At 71.3% G+C, this 20,158-nt stretch carries 18 protein-coding genes and 1 pseudogene; 10 read left to right on the plus strand and 9 right to left on the minus strand.

Going from position 1 to position 20,158, the window contains the following annotated elements:
* Together KIK05_RS10645 and KIK05_RS10650 are read right to left on the minus strand one after the other, a co-directional pair.
* Window positions 1–832, minus strand: a pseudogene (locus tag KIK05_RS10645) (peptidase M28); the annotation flags it as partial.
* Between the two features lie 624 nt (window positions 833–1,456).
* Window positions 1,457–3,103 (minus strand): glycoside hydrolase family 10-like protein, encoded by a 1,647-nt coding sequence (locus KIK05_RS10650; RefSeq protein ID WP_214410469.1) that lies wholly within the window; start codon window positions 3,101–3,103, stop codon window positions 1,457–1,459.
* Window positions 3,104–3,402: 299 nt separating this feature from the next.
* Here KIK05_RS10650 and KIK05_RS10655 point away from each other — a divergent pair, with 299 nt between their 5' ends.
* Window positions 3,403–4,932 carry a golvesin C-terminal-like domain-containing protein gene (locus KIK05_RS10655; RefSeq protein ID WP_214410470.1) on the plus strand — a complete coding sequence of 510 codons (1,530 nt, stop codon included), beginning with the start codon at window positions 3,403–3,405 and terminating at the stop codon, window positions 4,930–4,932.
* Window positions 4,933–4,975: 43 nt separating this feature from the next.
* Here KIK05_RS10655 and KIK05_RS10660 read toward each other — a convergent pair whose 3' ends face one another.
* Window positions 4,976–5,848: an NmrA family NAD(P)-binding protein gene (locus KIK05_RS10660; protein WP_214410471.1), complete on the minus strand. Its 873-nt coding sequence runs from the start codon at window positions 5,846–5,848 to the stop codon at window positions 4,976–4,978.
* Between the two features lie 118 nt (window positions 5,849–5,966).
* Here KIK05_RS10660 and KIK05_RS10665 point away from each other — a divergent pair, with 118 nt between their 5' ends.
* From KIK05_RS10665 to KIK05_RS10685, 5 genes are all read left to right on the plus strand, one after another.
* Window positions 5,967–6,617 (plus strand): TetR/AcrR family transcriptional regulator, encoded by a 651-nt coding sequence (locus KIK05_RS10665; RefSeq protein ID WP_214410472.1) that lies wholly within the window; start codon window positions 5,967–5,969, stop codon window positions 6,615–6,617.
* 74 nt (window positions 6,618–6,691) lie between these two features.
* The gene (locus KIK05_RS10670) at window positions 6,692–7,834 is read left to right on the plus strand and encodes a CapA family protein (RefSeq protein ID WP_214410473.1); all 1,143 of its coding nucleotides are present in this window, start codon (window positions 6,692–6,694) and stop codon (window positions 7,832–7,834) included.
* Window positions 7,831–8,469 (plus strand): protein-L-isoaspartate(D-aspartate) O-methyltransferase, encoded by a 639-nt coding sequence (locus KIK05_RS10675; protein ID WP_214410474.1) that lies wholly within the window; start codon window positions 7,831–7,833, stop codon window positions 8,467–8,469. The genes KIK05_RS10670 and KIK05_RS10675 overlap by 4 nt, the downstream gene beginning before the upstream one ends.
* 147 nt (window positions 8,470–8,616) lie before the next feature.
* Window positions 8,617–8,961, plus strand: a complete 345-nt coding sequence (locus KIK05_RS10680; RefSeq protein ID WP_250562612.1) for a YciI family protein — start codon at window positions 8,617–8,619, stop codon at window positions 8,959–8,961.
* A 5-nt stretch (window positions 8,962–8,966) separates the two neighbouring features.
* Entirely contained in the window at window positions 8,967–10,244 is a 1,278-nt protein-coding gene (locus KIK05_RS10685; protein ID WP_214410476.1) for an RNA polymerase sigma factor, read from the plus strand.
* 122 nt (window positions 10,245–10,366) lie between these two features.
* Here the strand turns inward: KIK05_RS10685 and KIK05_RS10690 are convergent, their stop codons facing one another.
* Window positions 10,367–11,512 (minus strand): HD domain-containing protein, encoded by a 1,146-nt coding sequence (locus KIK05_RS10690; protein ID WP_214410477.1) that lies wholly within the window; start codon window positions 11,510–11,512, stop codon window positions 10,367–10,369.
* 125 nt (window positions 11,513–11,637) lie between these two features.
* Window positions 11,638–11,985, minus strand: a complete 348-nt coding sequence (locus KIK05_RS10695; protein WP_250562607.1) for a PadR family transcriptional regulator — start codon at window positions 11,983–11,985, stop codon at window positions 11,638–11,640.
* A gap of 384 nt (window positions 11,986–12,369) precedes the next feature.
* Between KIK05_RS10695 and KIK05_RS10700 the strand changes: the two genes are divergently transcribed.
* Window positions 12,370–13,455, plus strand: a complete 1,086-nt coding sequence (locus tag KIK05_RS10700; protein ID WP_308249851.1) for a carboxylate-amine ligase — start codon at window positions 12,370–12,372, stop codon at window positions 13,453–13,455.
* Window positions 13,456–13,539: 84 nt separating this feature from the next.
* Here KIK05_RS10700 and KIK05_RS10705 read toward each other — a convergent pair whose 3' ends face one another.
* The 3 genes from KIK05_RS10705 to KIK05_RS10715 form a co-directional block, all read right to left on the minus strand.
* A complete protein-coding gene (locus tag KIK05_RS10705) occupies window positions 13,540–15,108 on the minus strand; it encodes an NAD(P)-binding domain-containing protein (RefSeq protein WP_214410479.1) in 1,569 nt (522 codons plus the stop codon).
* An 82-nt stretch (window positions 15,109–15,190) separates the two neighbouring features.
* On the minus strand, window positions 15,191–15,754 hold the full coding sequence (locus KIK05_RS10710; protein ID WP_214410480.1) for a hypothetical protein: 564 nt from the start codon (window positions 15,752–15,754) through the stop codon (window positions 15,191–15,193).
* Between the two features lie 62 nt (window positions 15,755–15,816).
* Window positions 15,817–16,377 (minus strand): carboxymuconolactone decarboxylase family protein, encoded by a 561-nt coding sequence (locus KIK05_RS10715; protein ID WP_214410481.1) that lies wholly within the window; start codon window positions 16,375–16,377, stop codon window positions 15,817–15,819.
* 273 nt (window positions 16,378–16,650) lie between these two features.
* On the opposite strand from KIK05_RS10715, the gene KIK05_RS10720 reads away from it, so the two are divergent.
* Window positions 16,651–17,043, plus strand: coding sequence for a nuclear transport factor 2 family protein (locus KIK05_RS10720; RefSeq protein ID WP_214410482.1), 393 nt, complete (start codon window positions 16,651–16,653; stop codon window positions 17,041–17,043).
* A 537-nt stretch (window positions 17,044–17,580) separates the two neighbouring features.
* On the opposite strand, the gene KIK05_RS10725 is transcribed toward KIK05_RS10720, so the two are convergent.
* A complete protein-coding gene (locus KIK05_RS10725) occupies window positions 17,581–18,273 on the minus strand; it encodes a carboxymuconolactone decarboxylase family protein (protein ID WP_250562608.1) in 693 nt (230 codons plus the stop codon).
* A 218-nt stretch (window positions 18,274–18,491) separates the two neighbouring features.
* Between KIK05_RS10725 and KIK05_RS10730 the strand changes: the two genes are divergently transcribed.
* Together KIK05_RS10730 and KIK05_RS10735 are read left to right on the plus strand one after the other, a co-directional pair.
* Window positions 18,492–18,713 (plus strand): acyl-CoA carboxylase subunit epsilon, encoded by a 222-nt coding sequence (locus KIK05_RS10730; protein ID WP_214410483.1) that lies wholly within the window; start codon window positions 18,492–18,494, stop codon window positions 18,711–18,713.
* Between the two features lie 248 nt (window positions 18,714–18,961).
* Window positions 18,962–19,936, plus strand: a complete 975-nt coding sequence (locus KIK05_RS10735; RefSeq protein ID WP_308249852.1) for a DUF1702 family protein — start codon at window positions 18,962–18,964, stop codon at window positions 19,934–19,936.
* The last annotated feature ends 222 nt before the right edge of the window (window positions 19,937–20,158 follow it).

The following is a 20,158-nucleotide window of genomic DNA, read 5'->3' on the forward strand; positions in this document are numbered from 1 at the left end:
GCAGCATGTCCCATTCGCGTTCGACGCTGTAGAGGGCGTCGACGCAGGCGGTCTCCAGGTCGGTGCCTGATCCGTTGCCCCAGCTGTCGTCGGTGCCGGTGTAGGCCGAGCCGCCCTGCCCGCCGCAGCGCAGGCCGCTGCGGGTGGAGTCGGTCATGGAGTACGACGAGCCCGAGCCGCTGGTGTCGAGGGTGACCGTGCCGTAGTAGTAGCCGCGGCCGGTGCCGGCCTTCACCTCGTCGTAAGCGTCGGCGATCTCGCCGGTGCGCGCGTCGACGAACACGTGCTGCTTGCTCGGCTTGCCGTCGACGATGCCGGACACCAGCGCCTCCCAGGCCAGGCGCGGTTTGCCGCCCCAGGCCAGGACCACCAGGCGCGGGGCCGCGCTGTCGTCGGCCCGGTCCAGCCTGGTCCTGGCCTTGGCGGTCGCGCTCTCGGCCGTCACGGTGGGGCTGGTCGCCACGCCGGTCGTGGCGCCGGCCCCGGCCGCGGTGTCCCGGACGTGGCCGCCGGCGTCGGTCACCACGACCGCGTCGCCGCCGACCACCGGAAGGCCCTTGTAGGTGCGCTCGTAGCTGACGTAGTACATGCCTCCCGCGCCGGGGGTCACCGCCGTGCGCCGGTAGCTCTCGTCCGGGCTCCTGCGCAGGTGGTCGAGGCCGCTGGCGACGGCCTGGTCGGCGACGGCCGCCGCGAGGTGCGGCGGGTCGGCGAGGGTCCTGATGGAGCCGGTGGTCCCGGGCGGCGGCTTGGCGGCCGCGGGGGTGGCGGGGGCCACCATCGCGACCACGGCGAAGCCGGCGGCGGCCGCTAGTAGAGCTCTGCGCCTCATGCGCCTTTTCCTTTCTCCGCCTCTCGCACCGCCGTACGCCTGGTAGGCACGCAGCGGTGATCACGCCGTCGGGCGGTGCCCGGCGGCGGACATGGAGGGATCTGGGGGGTGATGAGAAATTCGAACGGTGATTCCAGCCGAGCGGCGCCGTTGTGCGGCGGTCGGCTCATCGGGTGGAGATGTCTCCTACGGCGGAAGCGGCGGCTATGGCGGGGGGTGGGGGAATGTCACTGCACGGCGCTCCTTGTCTGAACGGCGGCTGTGTGAGCTGCCTGTGCGTGACGTTAGGGTCGCGGCCTAGAGTTGAACATCCGTAGTGACATCCGTATAGATACCGAAAAAGCGCTACGAACCGGGGGAAATACGGACCAGTCCGCGCAATACCGCCTCTAAGCCGCAGGCTTTCCGAGGTGGCTCGAGACGGCGTCGTGCGGCAACAAAATCGATCATGACGGCGATGTTAGGCTCCGGGGCGCCGCCGGGACATCGACCGTGGGCATCTTCCCGCTCATACTTCCGGCAAAGACTTTCCATGGCCGCGGGCCAGAAGCATTAATGATGTGGAATGTCCGGCACGATGGAGACTCCGGACATGTACGGCGCCAGGCCGGCGCGGGCGCGCGATCAGCGTGCCAGGACGGTGTTCGTGATCGGGTGGCCGGCGCTCGGAGGGCTCTCGTGCTGGGTGCGGTTGAGAGCGGTCACGTAGTAGGTGGAGGTGCCCGAGGCCGGGGCGGTGGTGTCGGTGAAGGACGTGCCGCGGGTCGTCCCGACGAGGTTGCGGGCGTCGGCGAAGCGGCAGCCGCCCTCCGCCCGCGTCCCGTCGAGACGGTAGACGGCGTACGAGACCGAGGCGCCGCCGTCGCCGGGCCGCCACGAGAGGGCGGCCCCCGACGGGCCCCGCTCCGCCGACGTGATCGTCGGCGCGGCGGGCGCGGTTCCGCCGCCGTGGGACGGGACGAGGGCCGGCCTGGCGTAGTGGTCGGCGACCAGGCGGGTGACGCCGCCCAGCCGGTCGGCGCGGACGTCGGCGGCGCTGAAGTACACATCGCCGGCCACCTCGGGGTACCGCCGGTTCGCGGTGAGGTGCCGGGTCAGCTCGTCCGGCCGTTGCCACCCCGGGGCCTCGCCGGGCACCCCGGCACGGTAGACGGCCTGCCCGATGAAGAGCTCGACGCCGGTGCCCGCGACCAGGTCCGACCACCAGTCGGCCAGCACGGAGTAGTCCGCCGAGGCGTCGCCGAGCTGCCAGTAGAGCTGCGGGGCGATGTAGTCGACCCAGCCCTCCTTCACCCAGCGGCGGGTGTCGGCGTAGACGTCGTCGTAGGACTGCAGGCCGGAGGTACGCGAGCCGTGGGGGTCGCTGGTGGAGTTGCGCCAGATGCCGAAGGGGCTGACGCCGAACCGGGCCCAGGGCTTGGCCTGGTGGACGCGGTGGCCGAGCTCGCGCACCAGCAGGTCGACGTTCGCTCGCCGCCAGTCGGCGATCGAGGCGAAACCGGCGCCGTACCGGGCGTAGGTGGAGGCGTCGGGCAAGGTCGCCCCGTCCACCGGATACGGGTAGAAGTAGTCGTCGAGGTGGACGCCGTCGATGTCGTACTTCGTGACCGCGTCCATGATCGCGTCCTCGATGAAGGAGCGGACGGCGGGGACGCCGGGGTTGTAGTACAGCTTGCCGCCGTAGGCGAAGCGCCAGGCCGGGTTCTTCCTGGCCGGGTGGTTCGGCGCCAGGTGGTTCGGGTCGGCGTCGTTCGAGACCCGGTAGGGGTTGAACCAGGCGTGGAGCTCCAGGTTGCGCGCGTGCGCCTCCTTGACCATGAACGCCAGCGGGTCGTACCCGGGGGCGGTCCCCTGGGTGCCGGTCAGCCACTTGGACCACGGCTCGTACTTCGAGGGCCAGAAAGCGTCGGCCGTCGGCCTGACCTGCACGAACACGGCGTTCATGTGCCTGCGCGCCGCCAGGTCGAGCCATGAGCGGAACTCCGCCTGCTGGGCGGCCACGCTCAGGCCCGGCTTGCTCGGCCAGTCGGTGTTGGCCACGCTGGTGATCCACATCGCCCGGAGCTGCCGCTTGGGGGCCGTGGCGTCGGTGGCGCACGCGGCGGCGGCGCGGGCCGTACGGCCGGTGGCGTGCCGGGCGCTCGCGTGCGCGGCCGGTGGGTGCGCGAGCATGCTGAGGACCGCCAGGGAGGCGGTGGCGGCGGTGATCCGGCTGAGGCGCCGGGGTCGGCCGGCGGAGCCGGTTACGGTGAACGGGCTGTCGTGATCCATGAAGACAGGCGGGATGTGAGAACGCGCCGGGCGGGGAGCGGAGGCGGACCGGTCACGGAGCGGACGTACGGACGCGAGCCGTCAGATCGGGCTCGCTCGTGCGTTGGTCATGAAGAGAACCTTCATCACACTACCTGCAGAGAGCAATAGTTTTCACCCTCTGGCCAGGTAGATCTTCGCGACCGGCCGGAGGAAGGCGAAAATCTTCGTTCAACTCCCCGGTAATGTCAATAATCGACATTTGTCATGGAATGCCCTTACTGTGCAGCCGTTGGCACCCTCCCCCCCAGGAGCCCACCATGACATCCCCCCGCATCGGACCAGCCTCCGCCGCCAACCGCCTGCTCGCCGCCCTCCTGCTCCTCGCCGGGGCCCTCGCCGCGCTGCTCACCGCTCCGCCCGCCATGGCCGCCGGCGACAGCCCGCTGGCCGCCGGCTTCGCCCGCGCCGCCGCCGCCCAGGACGTGCCCCGCGACCTGCTCGTCGCCCTCGCCTACTCCGAGACCCACCTGGACGGGCACGGGGGCAAACCGAGCGCGAGCGGCGGCTACGGGGTGATGCACCTGGTCAGCAACCCCACCGCGCACGTACTGGAGAAGGCGGCCGAGCTCACCGGCCTGCCCGCGGCCAAGCTCCGCACCGACGCCGAGGCCAACATCATCGGCGGCGCGGCCGTCCTGCGCTCCTACGCCGACGGGCTCGGGCTCGACGCGGCCGCCCGCAAGGACCCCGGCCGGTGGTACGCCGCCGTGGCCAAGTACGGCAACGCCTCCACGCCGGCCGTCGCCCGGCTGTACGCCGACACCGTGTACGACTTCCTCGGCCGCGGGCTGTCGGCCGCCGGGGTGAGCGTCGCCCCGCAGGAGGTCACCGCCGACCGCGGCGCCTACGCCCAGGCCCCTGAGCTCAACACGCCGGCCGCCGCGGCCGCCGACTACCCCGGCGCGACCTGGGTGGCCGCCAGCTCCAGCAACTACACCGCCTCCAGCCGCCCGTCGAGCTACGCCGTCGACCGGGTCGTCATCCACGTCACCCAGGGCTCCTACGCCGGCACGATCTCCTGGTTCCAGAACCCCAGCGCCCAGGTCTCGGCGCACTACGTCGTCCGCTCCTCCGACGGCGCGATCACCCAGATGGTGCGCGAGAAGGACATCGCCTGGCACGCGGGCAACTGGAACTACAACACCAGGTCGATCGGCATCGAGCACGAGGGCTACATCGACCAGGCGTCGTGGTTCACCGACGCGATGTACCGCGGGTCGGCCGCCCTCACCCGCTACATCTGCGACAAGTACGGCATCCCCAAGGACCGCACCCACATCATCGGGCACATCGAGGTGCCGGGCGCGACCCACACCGACCCCGGCCCCTACTGGGACTGGACCAAGTACATGAGCTACGTCACCGGCAGCGGCTCCACCTGGAGCACCACCGTGGACAACTCCACCTCGGGCCAGTTCACCGCCAGCGCCAACTGGGGCACCTCGACCTACTCCGGCCAGCGGTACGGCGCGGACTACCGCTACGCCGACCCCGTCGCGGCCAGCGACCCGGCGTGGTACCAGGCCACCATCCCCAGCGCGGGCACCTACCGGGTCGAGGTGTGGTACCCGAGCGACCCCGGATACAGCAGCTCGGCCCCGTACATCGTGGCCACCTCCGGCGGGAACCAGACGGTGTACGTCGACCAGCGGTCGGGCGGCGGCACCTGGCGCTCGCTCGGCACCTTCTCGCTGAACGCCGGCACCTACGACGCCGTCGGCGTCAGCCGCTGGACCTCCGGCACCGGCTACGTGATCGCCGACGCCGTCCGCATCAGCAAGGTCTGACATCGGCGAGGGGCGGTGGTCCGGCGGGGACCGCCGCCCCTTTTCATGAGGCGAGCAGCCGGTCCCAGTCGACGGTGCGCGCCCACTCCTCGAAGTCGTGCCACCCGACCTCCGGGTACCGCTCGCGCAGCGCCGCGGTGTCCAGGAACTGGGTGTTCTCCTCGAAGCTCTGGAACATGGCCGCGATCTCCTGCCCCGCCCACCGGCGCACCTGCTCGATCGGCATCTGCTCGTAGGGGATCTCCCGCCCGATGACCCTGCCGAGGACGGCCGCCGCCTCGCGGCCGGTCACGCTGTCGGAGGCCAGGTCGACCCGCCTGCCCACCAGGTCGCCGGGGTTCTCGATCGCGTGGACGGCCATGCCGGCGATGTCGAGCACGGTCACCTGGTCGAGCTTCTTGTCCGGGGACAGCGGCATGGTGAGGACCCCGCGGCCGAGCCCGGTGAAGCCGAGGTTCAGCAGGTTCTCCGTGAAGTACACCGGGCCGAGGACGGTGGCGCGGACGTCCTGCCCGCGCAGGTAGGCCTCGATCCGCTGCTTGCTGCCGGCGTGCTCGACCCCGCCGGCGGCCGTGCGGTCGCCGCCGCGCACCGACGAGTACACCAGGTGGACGCCGAGGCCGGCGGCGACGTCGACGAGGACGCGCCCCTGTTCGATCTCCTGCTCCATGCCGCCCGGCCCGAACGGCACCGACAGGCCGAAGACCGCCTCGGCGCCGGCGGCCGCCTTGGCGAGGGCCTCGCGGTCGGCGAGGTCGCCGGCCATCAGCCGTACGCCCTGGGCGGCGAGCGACCGCGCGGCCTGTGACTCGGGGGAGCGGACGTAGGCCGTCACGTCGTGCCCGCGCCGCAGGAGCAGGTCGGTGACGGCGCCTCCCTGCTTGCCGGTGGCGCCGATGACGAGAACCGCGGTCATGATCACTTCTCCTTCTCGATGTGCCGGATGGGCCGGTATGCCGTCCGGCTCACGCGGCCGATTCTTAGACAACTGTCGAGCGATGTCAAACAGCTGTCTAGTCAACTAGACTTCGCACGTGACCTCATCAGCCTCGGAGCCCTCGCCGTCCACGGCCCGCCCGCGCCGCGCCCCCTCAGCCGAAGATCGGCAGGTCAACGCCGAGCGCACCAGGGCCGCCCTGCTCGACGCGGCCCTGGAGGAGTTCGCCGCCAAGGGCTTCGCCGGGGCGCGGGTGCGCGACATCGCCGAACGCGCCGGGGTGAGCAAGGACCTGATCAACTACCACTTCGACAGCAAGGAAGGGCTGTACCTGGCCGTCCAGCGCGCCTGGCTGGCACGCGAGGACGCCTTCTCCGACCCCGGCCTGCCCCTGGACGAGCTGGTCGTCCGTTACCTGCGCGACGCCCTCGGGGACCCGCGTCCCATGCGCCTGCTCGCCTGGCGCGGGCTCACCGGTGACCGCCAGGCGATCCCCAACGCCGTCACCGGGACCGAGGACCTGTCCGCCATGCGCAGGCGCCAGGACGACGGAGAGCTGAGCCCGGCCGTCGACCCCGCGACCCTGCGCCTGGTGCTGCTGGGCGCGCTCGCCGCGCCGGTCGTCTTCCCCGACATGGTCCGCAGGCTCTTCGGCGCCGAGGTCGCCGACCCCGGGTTCACCGCCCGCTACGAGGAGGGCCTGCGCGCCCTGATCAGGGAACTGGCCCCCTCCTCGCCGCGCGCCTGATCCCCGTCCTCCCGTCGTCGGCCGATCGGGGGAGAGGGCGTGGCGGCGGGCCCGGGGGCGGGCATGACCACGGTATGAGCGGCGGCGGCAGGCTCGATCACGGTGCGGATCTGGTCACCTTGTTCCTCTGCGGCGACGTCATGCTGGGCCGGGGCGTCGACCAGATCCTCCCGCACCCGGGCGACCCGGAGCTGCGGGAGTTCCATATCCGCGACGCCCGCGCGTACGTCCGGCTCGCCGAGGAGGTGAACGGCCCGATCCACCGGCCGGTGGACTTCACCTGGCCATGGGGGGACGCCCTGGCGGCCCTGGACGCCGCCGCGCCCGACGTGCGGGTGGTCAACCTGGAGACCGCGATCACGCGGAGCGACGACTTCGTCCCGGGCAAACCCGTGCACTACCGGATGAACCCCGACAATCTTCAGGCCCTGACGGCCGCGCACCCGGACGCCTGCGTGCTCGCCAACAACCACATGCTCGACTTCGGCCCGCAAGGGCTGATCGAGACGCTGGACTCCCTGGCCGCGGCGGGGCTGCGGGGAGTGGGGGCCGGGCGCGACGTGGGGGAGGCGTGGCGTCCCCTCGCCGTCCCGCTGGCCGGGCGCAGGATGCTGATCTTCTCGATCGGGATGCCCTCCAGCGGCGTCCCGCCGGAGTGGGCGGCCACGCGGCACCGGCCGGGCGTGGCCTTCGTGCCCGAGCCCTCCGCCGCCGAGGCCGCCGAGGCCGCCGAGGTCGCCTCCTTCGTCCGGGCCGTGAAACGCCCGGGGGACGTCGCGGTCGTCTCCGTCCACTGGGGGTCCAACTGGGGCTACGAGGTATCCCGGGAACAGGTCCGGTTCGCCCACGCGCTGGTCGACGGTGGCGTCGACCTGGTGCACGGGCACTCCTCCCACCACCCCCGTCCGATGGAGGTGTACCGCGGCAAGCTCGTGATGTACGGCTGCGGCGACTTCATCGACGACTACGAGGGCATCCAGGGCTACGAGCGGTACCGCGACGACCTGCGGCTGATGTACTTCGCCGCGCTGGACCCCGAGACGGGGGACCTGACCGAGCTGACGATGACGCCGATGCGGGCGCGCCGGATGCGCCTGCGCCACGCCTCCGCCGACGACTCCCGCTGGCTGCAGGCGGTCCTCGACCGGATCAGCGCCCCCTTCGGCGCCAGGGTCGCGCTGGAGCCCGGCGGCACGCTCACCCTCCGCACGACATGATCGCCTCCGGCCCCGCGGACCTGGTCCGCGCCATCCGCGCGGCGGGGGTCCGCGACCCGCGCCTGCTCGACGCCGTACGCGCCACGCCGCGCGCCGCCTTCGTCCCGGAGGGGCAGATCGCCGCGGCGTACGAGGACGAGCCGATCCCGATCGCGCACAGGCAGGTCACCACCCAGCCGTCGCTGTCGGCCAGGGTCATCGAGGGCCTCGCCCTCACCGGGGACGAGCACGTGCTGGAGGTCGGCACCGGGCTCGGCTTCCAGACCGCGCTGCTCGCCCGCCTGGCCCGCGACGTGGTGAGCATCGACCGGTGGCCCGACCTGGTCCGCCAGGCCCGGCGCAACCTCGACCGGCAGGGCATCGGCAACGTCGAACTGCTGGCCGGGGACGGCAGTCTCGGCGTCCCCGGCCGCGCCCCCTACGACGCCGTCGTGGTCTCGGCCGCCTTCCCCGAGGTGCCCCCGCCGCTCGTCGAACAGTTGCGGCCCGGCGGCCGCCTCGTCCAGCCGATCGGGCCCGGCGGGCACGAGGAGGTCGTCCTGTTCCAGCGCACCCCCACCGGCCTGGAACGACGGCAGGTGCTCACGCTCGCCAGGTACGTCCGGCTGTACGGAAGGCACGGGTACCCCGGCTGACCCGGCCGCCGGTCCCGGTCCCGGTCCCGGTTTCGGAAGAAATTCTGGGAGCCTGTCCATATGGGCCCGTCCCATTCGTAGTCATGGTGCGCGGCGGCCGAGCAGGGCCGCCACCGAGACACCGACAGGAGCGGAACCGTGAAGTACATGATGCTGATCTACAGCGGCCCGGCGACCGGGACGGCGGAGGAGGAGCCCGGCGGCTCCTTCCAGGACTGGGTGAACTACGACAAGTCCGTCAAGGAGGCCGGCATCTGGGTCTCGGGGGAGTCGCTGGCGGACCTCACCACCGCCACCACCGTCCGCGTCGCGCCCTCCGGCGAGCGGACCGTCACCGACGGACCGTTCGCCGAGACGCGTGAGATCCTCGGTGGCTTCTACGTGATCGATGTGCCGGACCTCGACGTGGCACTCGACTGGGCCGCCCGATGCCCGGGCTCGCGCGGCGCCGGCGCCGTCGTGGTGCGGCCGGTGGCCGAGTTCGACATCTGACGAGCATGGACGAGCGAGCCACCCGTGCCGGGGCCTCCGTGGAGGCCGTGTTCCGCGAGGAGCACGGGAGGCTCCTCGCCGCCCTCGCCCGCCGCTTCGGCGACCTCGACCTTGCCGAGGAGGTCGCCTCCGAGGCGATCGAGACGGCGCTGGCGCACTGGCCCGTCCACGGCGTCCCGCCCAACCCGGGGGCCTGGCTGATGACCACGGCGCGCCGCCGGGCCGTCGACCGCCTGCGGCGCGACCAGGCGTACGCCGCCCGGCTCGCCATGCTGCAGGTGGAGGCGGAGCGCGCCGCCCCCGCCCCGTCCGGCAGCGACGGAGGCCTGCCGGACGAGCGGCTGGAGCTCTTCTTCACCTGCGCCCACCCGGCCCTGCCCGCCGAGGACCGCGTGGCGCTGACCCTGCGGTGCCTCGCCGGGCTGACGACGGCCGAGGTCGCGCGGGCCTTTCTCGTCCCGCCCGCGACCATGGCCAAGCGGATCGTCCGGGCGAAGAAGAAGATCCGCCAGGCCCGCATCCCGTTCCGCGTGCCCGGACCGGCCGAGTTGCCGCAGCGCCTGCCAGGGGTGCTGCAGGTGCTCTACTCGATCTTCACCGAGGGGTACGCGGCGAGCTCGGGCCCCGACCTGCAGCGTCTCGACCTCGCGGAGGAGGCCATCCGGCTGGCGCGGATACTGCGCCGGCTGCTGCCCGCGGAGCGGGAGGTCGCCGGCCTGCTCGCGCTGATGCTGCTGGTCCACGCCCGGCGTGAGGCACGCACCGGTCCCGGGGGCGAGCTGGTGCTGCTCGACGACCAGGACCGCGGCAGGTGGGACCGCGCGATGATCGAGGAGGGCCTCGGTCTCGTCGTCGTCGCGCTCACCGGTGGCCCTCCCGGCCTGTTCGGGGTCCAGGCCGCGATCGCCGCCCTCCACGACGAGGCCGCGGACGTCGCGACCACCGACTGGCCGCAGGTCGTCGCGCTCTACGACGTGCTGCTCGCCCTCGCCCCGTCCCCGGTCGTGTCACTGAACCGGGCGGTGGCGGTGGCGATGCGCGACGGACCGGAGGCGGGCCTGGCGCTGCTCGACGCCCTGGCCGGCGAGCCCCTGCTGCGGGGGTACCACCCCTACCCGGCGGCGCGGGCGGACCTGCTGTACCGGCTCGGCCGGTTCCCCGAGGCCGCGGTGGCCTACCGCGAGGCACTGGACCTGGCCGGCACCGACCCCGAACGCGCCCACCTGCGCCGCCGGTTGAACGCGACCGAGTCACCGGATGCGGAGGGCACGACCGGCGGATGACACGGCCGGGATGCACCGCCGACGGGGATACGGCCGGCGGCCGGGAGGGAGCGACGGTACGGCCGGCGGCCAGGAGAGATGGTGGACCGGCGGTACGGCCGGATACCGGGGCTTTCGCGCGGTTACTGTTCCGGTGGGCGGAGGCGGGCGCGGAGGGCCTCCACGCCGGCGCCGAGCACCGGCGGGACGGTGATCAGTATCGCCACCGCGTCGCCCCGGTTGCTCGCCGCCGCCTCGGCGGCCATCCACCCGACCAGCGGCGCGAGCAGCGCCCACACGCGGAGGTTGGAGGCGATCCACCAGCGCAGACCCCGGAGGAGGAGATCCGGCCGGAAGGCCCGTACGGGAAGATCGCGCCGCCGGCGGTCCGGTGGGGGGAGGGGAGCCCGGCGGAAGGACTGTACGGGGAGATCGCGCCGCCGGCGGGCGGACGAGGAGCGTGGTTTCAGGATCCCCGGTCGGCGGCGGGGCTCCGTGAGCGGCGACCGTCGGCGCAGGGTCGCCGCCATCGACGGCATGCCGAGGAGCAGCCGCGCGGCGAAGCGGGCGCGGGCGGGCCTGCCCGGCAGCGCGTGCAGCTCACCGAGCCACTCCTCCAGCCAGCGCGCCCTGGCCGCCGCCGGGAGGATGACGGCGCCGGCCGCGAGCACCCGGAAGAACACGGTCATGCCGTCGCCGTGCCCGTTCCCGACGGGCCGGAGGGGGACGGCGACGGGGACGGCCGCGGACAGGGTCGCCCTCGCGAGTTCCTCCAGCTCACGCCCGACCGCGTCCAGGCCCAGCCGCCGGGCCAGCGGGGCGTAGACCTCCAGGCTCTCCCGCGACTTCATCCGCCGCTTCTCCGGAGGCAGGAACTCCATCGTGCGCTGGTTGTGCAGGCGGTCGGCCAGTTTGAGCAGCAGTACCGCCTCGTCGGCCGACGCCTCCCACCCGGCCGGCCGGTCCACCGGGGCGTCCAGGTCGCGCAGCGCCCGGAGGATGCCGGTGATCCGCTCGCCGAACTCGTGGGCCAGCTCGGCCTCGGAGCAGCCGGTGTCCTCCAGCACGTCGTGCAGCAGCGCCGCGCACAGCGTCTCGTGGTCCGCCCCGAGCCGGGCGAGGATCACGGCGACGGCCACCGGGTGCGTGATGTACGGGTCGCCGCTGTACCGCCTCTGGTCACGATGCCAGTAGGCGGCCACCGTGTACGCCCGCTCGACCAGCCGCGACCCTCCTGCGTCGAACGTGTCCGGCAGCGCGTCCAGCAACGTCCCTATGGCCGAATCCATCCGCCCGCCCCCGCCACCCGCCGGCCGTGAGGTTTCCTCCAGTGGGCGTGTGGTTCGCTCCGCCGCCCGCCCGGGTTCCTTCGGTTGCCGTGTGGTGCGCTCCGCCGGCCCTTCGCATCCCTCGCTCATGACGTGCCTCCGGCGGTGCCGGGGCGGGGGAGCCAGGCGGGGAGGGGCTGCCTGCGTGAACGGTACGCCTTGGCGACGGCCTCGCGGCCCAGCTCGGCGCCGTCGGTGGTCATGCGGTAGTAGCGGCGCCGGGGACGGCCCTCGCTCACGTGCGCGTCCGGATCCTCCCACCGGCTCTCCACCCAGCCGATCTGCTCCAGCCGCGCCAGGATCGGGTAGACCGTGCCGCTCGGCAGCCCCGTCTCCTCGCACAACTCGAGCCCGTACCGCTCCCGCCCGGGCTCCCCGAGCAGCGCGCGCAGGACCGCCTGAATCTGCAACGTCATCCGGGGGCTATTCGACATATTCCGAACTCTACATAGCTAGAGAAAGGCGGACAGGTGTCCCTTCCGCGACAGTCCCATCACCGTTTCCTCCGCTCACCCGCTGGCTGTTATGGCTGGGCGGGGTTTGAGGTCTTGATGGGTATTAGTCGTGTTTGTGGTGTGCTGTCCGATGGTCGGCCTGCTGCTCTTGGGGGGGCGTGTGAGCGCGTGAGTGTGGCCGGCGGGCTTCTTCTTGTCGTGTGCCTTCTTCGGCGGGAAGGCCGTCGGGGAGGAATGAAGGTCGGTAGCGTGGCGTAGTTGGGCTGTGAAGGTTATCGGTGACGCTTCCCGAGGTGGAATATGACGGCGACGGTGGATTCACCACATTCGGCGCCTTTTGATGCGCTCTGCCCGCTTATTGGGGTGGAGGAGGAATATCTGGTCGTCGATCCCGTGACGCGCGAGGTGGCGCCGGAGGCGGCCGCGGTGGTCGAGGCCGCCTCCGGGGAGCTCGGTGCGCGGGTGTGCACCGAGATCACCCGCTTCCAGGTGGAGGCCAAGACGGATCCCTGCGCCGGCATCGGCGATCTGGAGGCGCAGCTGCGGGCGATGCGCGCGGTGGTCGCCGAGGCGGCCCGGCGGCAGGGGCTCGCCGTCGTCGCGTCCGGCACGCCCGTGCTCGGGGACGCCGTCCCGCCGCCCATCACCGACCACCCCCGGTACGGCGTCGGCATCGCCAACTACCGCTCCCTGCACGACGAGCAGAGCATCTGCGCCGGGCACGTCCACGTGCACCTCCCCGACCGGGAGCGGGCGGTGCTGGTGAGCAACCACCTGCGGCCGTGGCTGCCGGTGCTGATCGCGCTCATGGCCAACTCGCCGTTCTGGACCGGCCGCGACACGGGGTACGCCGGCTGGCGCACGCTCACCTGGGGCAAGTGGCCGGTGGCCGGCCCACCGCCGTACTTCGCGTCCCTCGCCGAGTACGACGAGCTGATCGCCGCGCTCACCGAGTCGGGCGCCCTCGTGGACCCCGGCACGATCTTCTGGGACGTCCGGCCCTCGGCGCACCTGCCCACCCTGGAGGTGCGGGTGACGGACGTCCCCGCCACGGCGGGGGAGTCCGCGCTGCTCGCGGCCGTGATCCGCGCCCTGGTCGTCGAGTCGCTGGAGCGCGTCGAGCGCGGCGACCCCGGCCCCGAGCTGTCGGCCGAGCGCCTTCGCGTGGCGTACTGGCGGGCGGCCCGCGACGGGCTGGACGGTCACGGCGTCGACCCGCTGACCGGCCGCCTGCTTCCCGCCGACGATCTCCTCGCCACGCTGCTCGGGCACATCGGCCCGGCCCTGGAGGAGACCGGCGACCTCGACCTGGTGACCCGGCGGCTCGCGCGGCTGCGCGCCGGCGGCACCGGGGCGGCGCGCCAGAGGGCGGCCTACGAGCGGCGCGGGCGTCCCGAGGACGTGGTCGACCACCTCGTCGAGCACCTGCTGGACGAGGCCGACGAGTGAGAAGGGACGCCCGGCCGCGGGCGTCCGGCGGCTGAAGGCCCGGCGGCCTCACGGTCGCCGGGCCTTCAGCCTGTCCGAAAGCGGTCAGCGCCCTCCCACCGGTTCGGGGATCTCGGCGAGGCGGGCGGCCAGGAACTCACGCAGGGGTTCGACGTGCCGTACCCGGTCGCGCCACTGGGCGAGGAGGTCTTCGAGCAGGTGGCGCTCGCCCACCTGCTCGCCGTGCCGCCACGCCTTGACGACCGGGTGGAGGAACGCGCTCTCCTCCGCCCGGTCGGGCACCGGGTGCCGCTTGATCGCGAACACGTCGCCGTAGTCGGCCCGCCCCCACCGCAGGGTGACGGTGAAGCAGAGGGGGCTGCCGGCGAAGCGCTCGACGGCATAGTCCTCGGGCAGGTCGGCGTAGTGACGGATCTCCCCGCCCGGCTCGCCGGCCACGTAGACGTCGCAGAGGTACTCGAACTGCGTCCACAGCGCGGAGCTGTAGTTGACCCGGTCGAGGATGGTCGTGGTCAGCGCGTCCGGGTCGGCGGGCAGCACGTTCACCTCGAGCGGGACGTCCTCGTACCGCTCGGCGAGGAGGGCCGCCAGGGTGCGCAGGTTGTAGCGGAACCCGTCGATGAACGCCGAGGAGGCGCGCTTGAAGTCGCGGGCCTGCATGAGCGTTCCGGCGAAGTACAGGCCGTCGACGTTGGCGGACTGGAAGTCGGGGCGGATGGCCGGCATCCGCCCGTTCGGGGCGAGCTCGGGGCGGCAGGAGGCGTCGAAGACGCCGGTGTCCATCCGGAAGCCGGTGCAGCGCAGCACCGTGTCGTACTCCAGCAGCGCCTTCTCGCCCTCGGCGAGGGTGTAGGTGATCTCCGCCTTGAACACCTCGCCCTCGCGCCAGATCCGGTCGACCTCGCATTCGAGCACGCCGTGCAGGGTCTTGAACCAGTAGCTGTCGAGGAACGCGCCGTACTGGCCGCGCACGTGGCCGGGGTGCTTGGTCGTCCAGGCCAGCCGGACGGGGCTCGGGCTCGCCAGGTGGATCACCGAGGCGTGCGGCAGCATGGCCTGCGCCGTCTCGAAGGCGGCGTTGCCCTTCCCGATGACCAGGACCCGCTTGCCGGTGTAGTCCTCGCCGTTCGTCGACAGCTCCTCGTACCCGGTCGCCAGTTCGATGCCGGGGATGTCCGGGATGTGCGGCCCGCCCCAGCCGGTCGCCATGATGAGGCATTCGGCGTGGAACACCTCGTCCCCGGCGTGCACCACGAAACGGCCGTCGACCTTCTCGACCAGGTCCACCGAGGTGCCGTACCGCACGTTGAGGTCGTGCTCGCGCTGGAAGTCGGCCAGGTAGCGCACGAGGTCCTCGGCGCAGGGGAAGTACTCGGTGGAGTACTTGGGGAACAGCAGGTCGGGGGAGTCGTTGAGCAGGGAGTTCCAGTCCCACCGCAGGGCGATCTCCGGGTCGTCGTCCGGGATGTTCACCTTGTTGAGCGAGATGAGCCTGCGGTGCCGGGGGTAGTGGCGGAAGAAGGAGCCCGGGACCTCCGCGCGTTCCAGCGTGAGGTAGTCGGCCCCCGCGCGTTGCAGGAAGTAGCTCAGCTGTACTCCCGCCGGCCCGGCGCCGACGATCAGGTACCGGTGGACGTGGTCGCCGGTTTCCATCTTGGTCCTCCCCCATCCGTTCGGATGCGTACTTCACGGGCGGAGCGGCGCGGCGCCCTCCGCTGCGGTGTGCCTTCGGAGATCAGGCGACGATGACGGCGCAGCGGCAGGCCATCGCCGCCCGCTCGGTGGCGTTCGGCCTGCGGTGCAGCCACATGGCGACGACCATGGGCGCGAACACGATCGCGTTGTAGAACAGGTGCAGCTCGACGCGGGGCACCAGCAGCTGGATGATGCTGGTCGGCACCGGCCGGCCCAGCAGGTGGTAGCCGGTCATGGCCTGCAGGAGCAGCAGCAGGTGCTCGAAGTGGTGCCAGACCTGGATGCCCAGCGAGATGTTCCACCAGGTGCGCGCCCGCCCGGTGAAGCCCCGCCGCAACAGGATCAGCCCGACCAGCATGACCAGCGCGTAGCCGTAGTGCATCCACTCGGAGGTGACCAGCCAGGGGAACGGCAGCCCGAGCACCCCGCGCGCCTCGGGCACCGGCCAGCCGAGGACGTAGATCTGGATGGCCTGCACGACGTGCTCGGCCCAGTGCGCCAGCACGACGAGCATGAAGAGGTTCAGGCCGAGGCGGTGGCGGTCGGTGTTCAGCGAGCTCAGGAACCCCGCGCTGGGCGGTAACGCGCTCGAGTGGCTGGCCATGGATCCTCCACGGTCGGTGGTCTTCTGCGGGGGGTGGGATCGCCCGGTGACGGGCCGGGATGTCAGGACCGGTGCCCGGTCTCGGCCAGCAGCGCCAGGTAGCCGTCCGCGACGATGCGCTTGGCCCGCGCGGCGTAGAAGCCGGGGTCCTCGGGGAGCGCGGTGGCCAGGCCGTCGACGTAGCGGTTGAACATGCAGAACGCCGCGGCGATCAGGACGGTGTCGTGGATCTCCCGGTCGGTCGCCCCCGCCTCGCGGGCGGCGGCCACGAGCTCGGGGGTGACGTTCCGCCCGCTCCGCTGGACCGCGCCCGCGACCTCGAGCAGGGCCTTCATCTTGTCCGGCAGCGGCGCCGCCGAAAGGTCGGCCCGGACCTGCTCCACCAGTTCCATGCCCTGCGGCAGCTGCGCGGCGGCGTACGCGGCGTGTGCGGAGAAGCAGTAGGTGCATTCGTTCAGTGCCGAGACGTACGCCGCGATCAGCTCGCGCTCACCGCGGCTCAGCGTGTCGTCCTCCCGCAGCAGCACCTCCACCAGTTCGTTGAGCGGGCGTGCGGTCTCCGGGCGGAACCGGAACAGGCCGCGAATCCCAGGCTCGTCGGAGTTGAGGGTGATGTGGGGCATTGGCGCTTCCTTACCGGCGAGCTCGTACTGGGGGAATTCACATCCGTCCGACAAGCGTTCATGGTCGCCACATCACCGTATGGCTGTCAATGTCATCGATTAGTGTCCGTCCGATTTAGGGGTTAGGGCGTAGGGGTTTCTGTGGTCGGCGCCTCCGTTATCGCTACGTGACCGATAAGTAAGTCTCTTCTCACTCCCTTGTTTACTGATCTCGTCCGGCGTAGCGTCACCGTCGCCCCCCCAAAAGATCCGCACCATCATGAGGAGGCTTTGATGTCCGAACATCCCAACGTCAATCCGGCCCGCGAGAGTTATGACGCAATCGCCAAGGGTGACCTGGAGGCCGTCGGCGATCTCGTCGCCGACGACGTCGTCTTCCACGTTCCGGGCCGGGGGTCGCTCGCCGGCGACCACGTCGGCAAAGAGGCCGTTCTGGACTACGTCAAGCGGCTCTCCGAGACGACGGACGGTTCGCTGAGGTACGAACCGGATGCCTTCCTGGCCGATGACGAGCACGTCGCGGTGCTGCTGCGCATCCGCGGGAACCGCGACGGCAAGATCCTGGACGAGCGCGGCGTCCATGTGTTCCATGTCTCCGACGGGAAGATCACCGAGCGGTGGAGCTTCCCGCAGGACTCCTACGTCATCGAAGAATTCTTCTCCTGACCGGTGCGCACTCTCCTATTCCTGTGATCGGGGGCGCGGGCGGCTTACTCCTTTCGTCCGTGGCCGGCGTCGATATCGTCCGGTCGGTCCTCCTGGCATCACCTGCCTTTCGGTGAAAGCGGCCACCCGGCTCTGGTATCCGCGCCGTGTGCGGGCTTCTGGTCCCGGGTGGCCGATTCGCTTTTCGTCCTCAGGCTGTTCGCGTATTCCTTTCTGTGACGGCGGCACGCCTGCCTGACGGGGTGCCTTGAATCCCTTCTCCTCCGGTGCGCGTCGATCTCGGTTCTCTCACCTCCTGGTGTCGGCCGGTCTACTGGCTTCTGATCGGTGCCTCACCTCCCGCTGTCGGGCCGGCGTCGTACAAGGACGTCTCACCTCCTGTGGTCGTGATGATCGGCGGGCGTCGTGGCGTCTGTCACCTCCTCGGGTCGGCTGAACAGGTCATCGAAGCGGCTTTTCCACCTCCTGTGGTCGGCTGGACGGGTACCTGCACGTCGTCGTCTCACCTCCCCGGGTCCGCCGGCGGGATGATGTCCGTCACCCCCCTTCCTGTGGCCCGTACGGGATGGAGACGTATCCGTCGGTCATCTTGGCCCGCGCCAGGTACACCGACGGGTCGTCCGGGGCGAACGTGGCCAGCCCGTCGACGTAGCGGTTGTACATGCAGAACGCGGCGGCGATCAGAACGGTGTCGTGGATCTCCACGTCGGTGGCGCCGGCGTCCCGCGCGTCGGTCACATGCCGGGCCGTGACCGATTTGCCTCCTTCCTGTACGGCCGCCGCGATGCGCAGCAGCGCTTTCAACTTGTCCTCGAGCGGCGCCGTCTCAAGATCGGCGCACACCAGCTCGACCACCGACATCCCGTCGGAGGACCGCACGGCCGCGAAGGCCGAGTGCGTGTAGAAACAGAACCGGCATCGGTTCAACGCCGACACGTACGCCGCGATAAGTTCGCGCTCGCCACGCGTCAACGTGCTGTCCCCGCACAGCAGCACCTCCGACAACAGCTTCAGAGGCACGGCGGTCTCCGGGCGGTAACCGAACAGTCCCCGGATTCCGGGTTCATTGGTCTCGAGGGTGATGTGGGGACCGGACGACGTCTGGTCGCCCAAGGGCACGGCCGGGGGCCGCGCGGGCCATTCCATTCCAGAGGAATCACCGAACGAAACGGGGGTGTCCGTCAGCTTCACCGCGTCGGGACGAACCGGAATGGCCAGTGCGATCGTCATTCAAATCCTCTTTCTGTCGGTTGTCATTTCGTTCTCGCACAACCAACTTTGCGCTTTCCGCGTCGCGGGAGAAAGGTGCCGGCGCTTCATCAAACTGCCCCGGCGCGTCCGCTTGCTGCCACCGCCGCCGCTTGACGGCAGGTCCGCATTCGAGGAGTTGTGCGCGCTCCCGCGCGAAAGGGACCCTCGTGACAGGAGCCGCGACCTGGAGGTGCGACGTGGCGCAGGATCTGTACCTGAAGGTGGTGCGTGGCAATCCGACCGCCGAGGAGCTGGCCGCCCTGATCATGGTGCTCGCCGCGCGCGCCACGGTCGCCGCCGAGCAGGCGGAGCCCCTCCCCACCCCTCCGGCCTGGGTGGACGCCCCGCGTGCGGCGCTGCGGCCCATCGCCCCGGCCTCCGACGCCGACGCCTGGAGGGTCAGCGGCTGGACCCGTTAGACGAACGCCGGCCCTCGTCCGGCCGTACATGATCGAAGCCCCCGCGCCGGCGCGGGGGCTTCGATCATGTACGGCCCCGGTTACCGCACGTCGTACCGGGATTCATTACAGATCATTACTTAGCACCGCAATACGGGAGATGTAACTTTCCGGCCACCATATGACCATGAAATGGTCCAGCTGGTGCTTGTGTCGATCATCGGCTGATGGCGAAGGTGAGGAGCGATATGCCAACCCTGTTAGGTTCAGTGCGCAGACTCTTGTTGACGCCATCGCTGGCCGAGGTGACTTTCGGTGCGCGAGGCTTTCCCGTCACACCGACCGACGCGACGCGCCGGCTGGAGGCGATTCCGCAGTCGGTGATCTGTGGATTCGAGTGGGCGATCGACGCGCGCGACCAATGGGAGGTCGAACGCCGCCTGAGCCTGGTCGACCAGGAGTTCCGAGGTTTCGCCTACGAAGGCGCGACGATGGGATTCACGATCGTCGACGCCATGTCGGGCTGGCGCGGCAATCGGACCCGGGATCTTTTACTCGGCCCCGGGCAGCCGCACATCTTCCTCACCTATATCGGAATCGGTTTCGCCATGGCCCGCCTGCCCAGGCCCCTGTGGAAGAAGATCATGCCCGACCTGAGCGGCTCGGCGTACTACCCGACGATGAGCTGGCTCGCCGTCGACGGCTACGGCTTCGACCGCGCCTACTTCGACACCAAGCGCTTCGTCGACGAGCAGCACCGGCCCGCGCCGTACCCCTGGGAGGGTGACCCGGACTACTTCCTCCGGGCCGCCGACCAGGGGATCGGCCGGGCCCTGTGGTTCATCCACGGCGGGCGGGTCGCCGACATCGCGGCCCGGGTGGACGGCTTCGCCGAGAACCGCCGGCCGGACCTGTGGAGCGGCGTCGGCCTGGCCGCGACGTTCGCCGGCGGCAGCGACCCCGACGGCCTCGCCGAGCTGGCCCGCCTGGCCGGTGACCGCCGGCCCGAGCTGGCCCAGGGCGCCGTCTTCGCGGCCAAGGCGCGCAGCTTCGCCGGCTTCGTCCCCCCGCACACCGAGATCGCCACCGCCGTCCTGACCGGCCTGTCGATCGAGGACGCCGTCGGGCTCGCCGACGGCACCGAGGTGGAGCCCGGCGCCTCCGCCGCGGTCCCCGCCTACGAGCTGTGGCGCGAGCGCGTCCGCGCCCACTTCGCCACGTCCGGGGCCGGCGTCCCGGGCTGACCCCCGCGGCCCGCCGGCCGGGGGAGGCGGGTGAGCGCGGCGCGGAAACCGTCCGGCGCAGGACGGGGCTCCTTTCCATTCCTTTCGCCCTGCGTTCCGCCGAACGTGCCCGGAAACCGGCCGCCCTTTTCCGTGAACGCGCCCGGACGACGGCGGCACTGCTGATTTCCACCACGACACGAACCCCGTTGAGAAGGGGAAACTCCGGAGAGGGAGAGGCAA

Origin of the sequence: Sphaerisporangium fuscum, from assembly GCF_018531465.1 — a bacterium.
Taxonomy (GTDB): Bacteria; Actinomycetota; Actinomycetes; order Streptosporangiales; family Streptosporangiaceae; genus Sphaerisporangium; species Sphaerisporangium fuscum.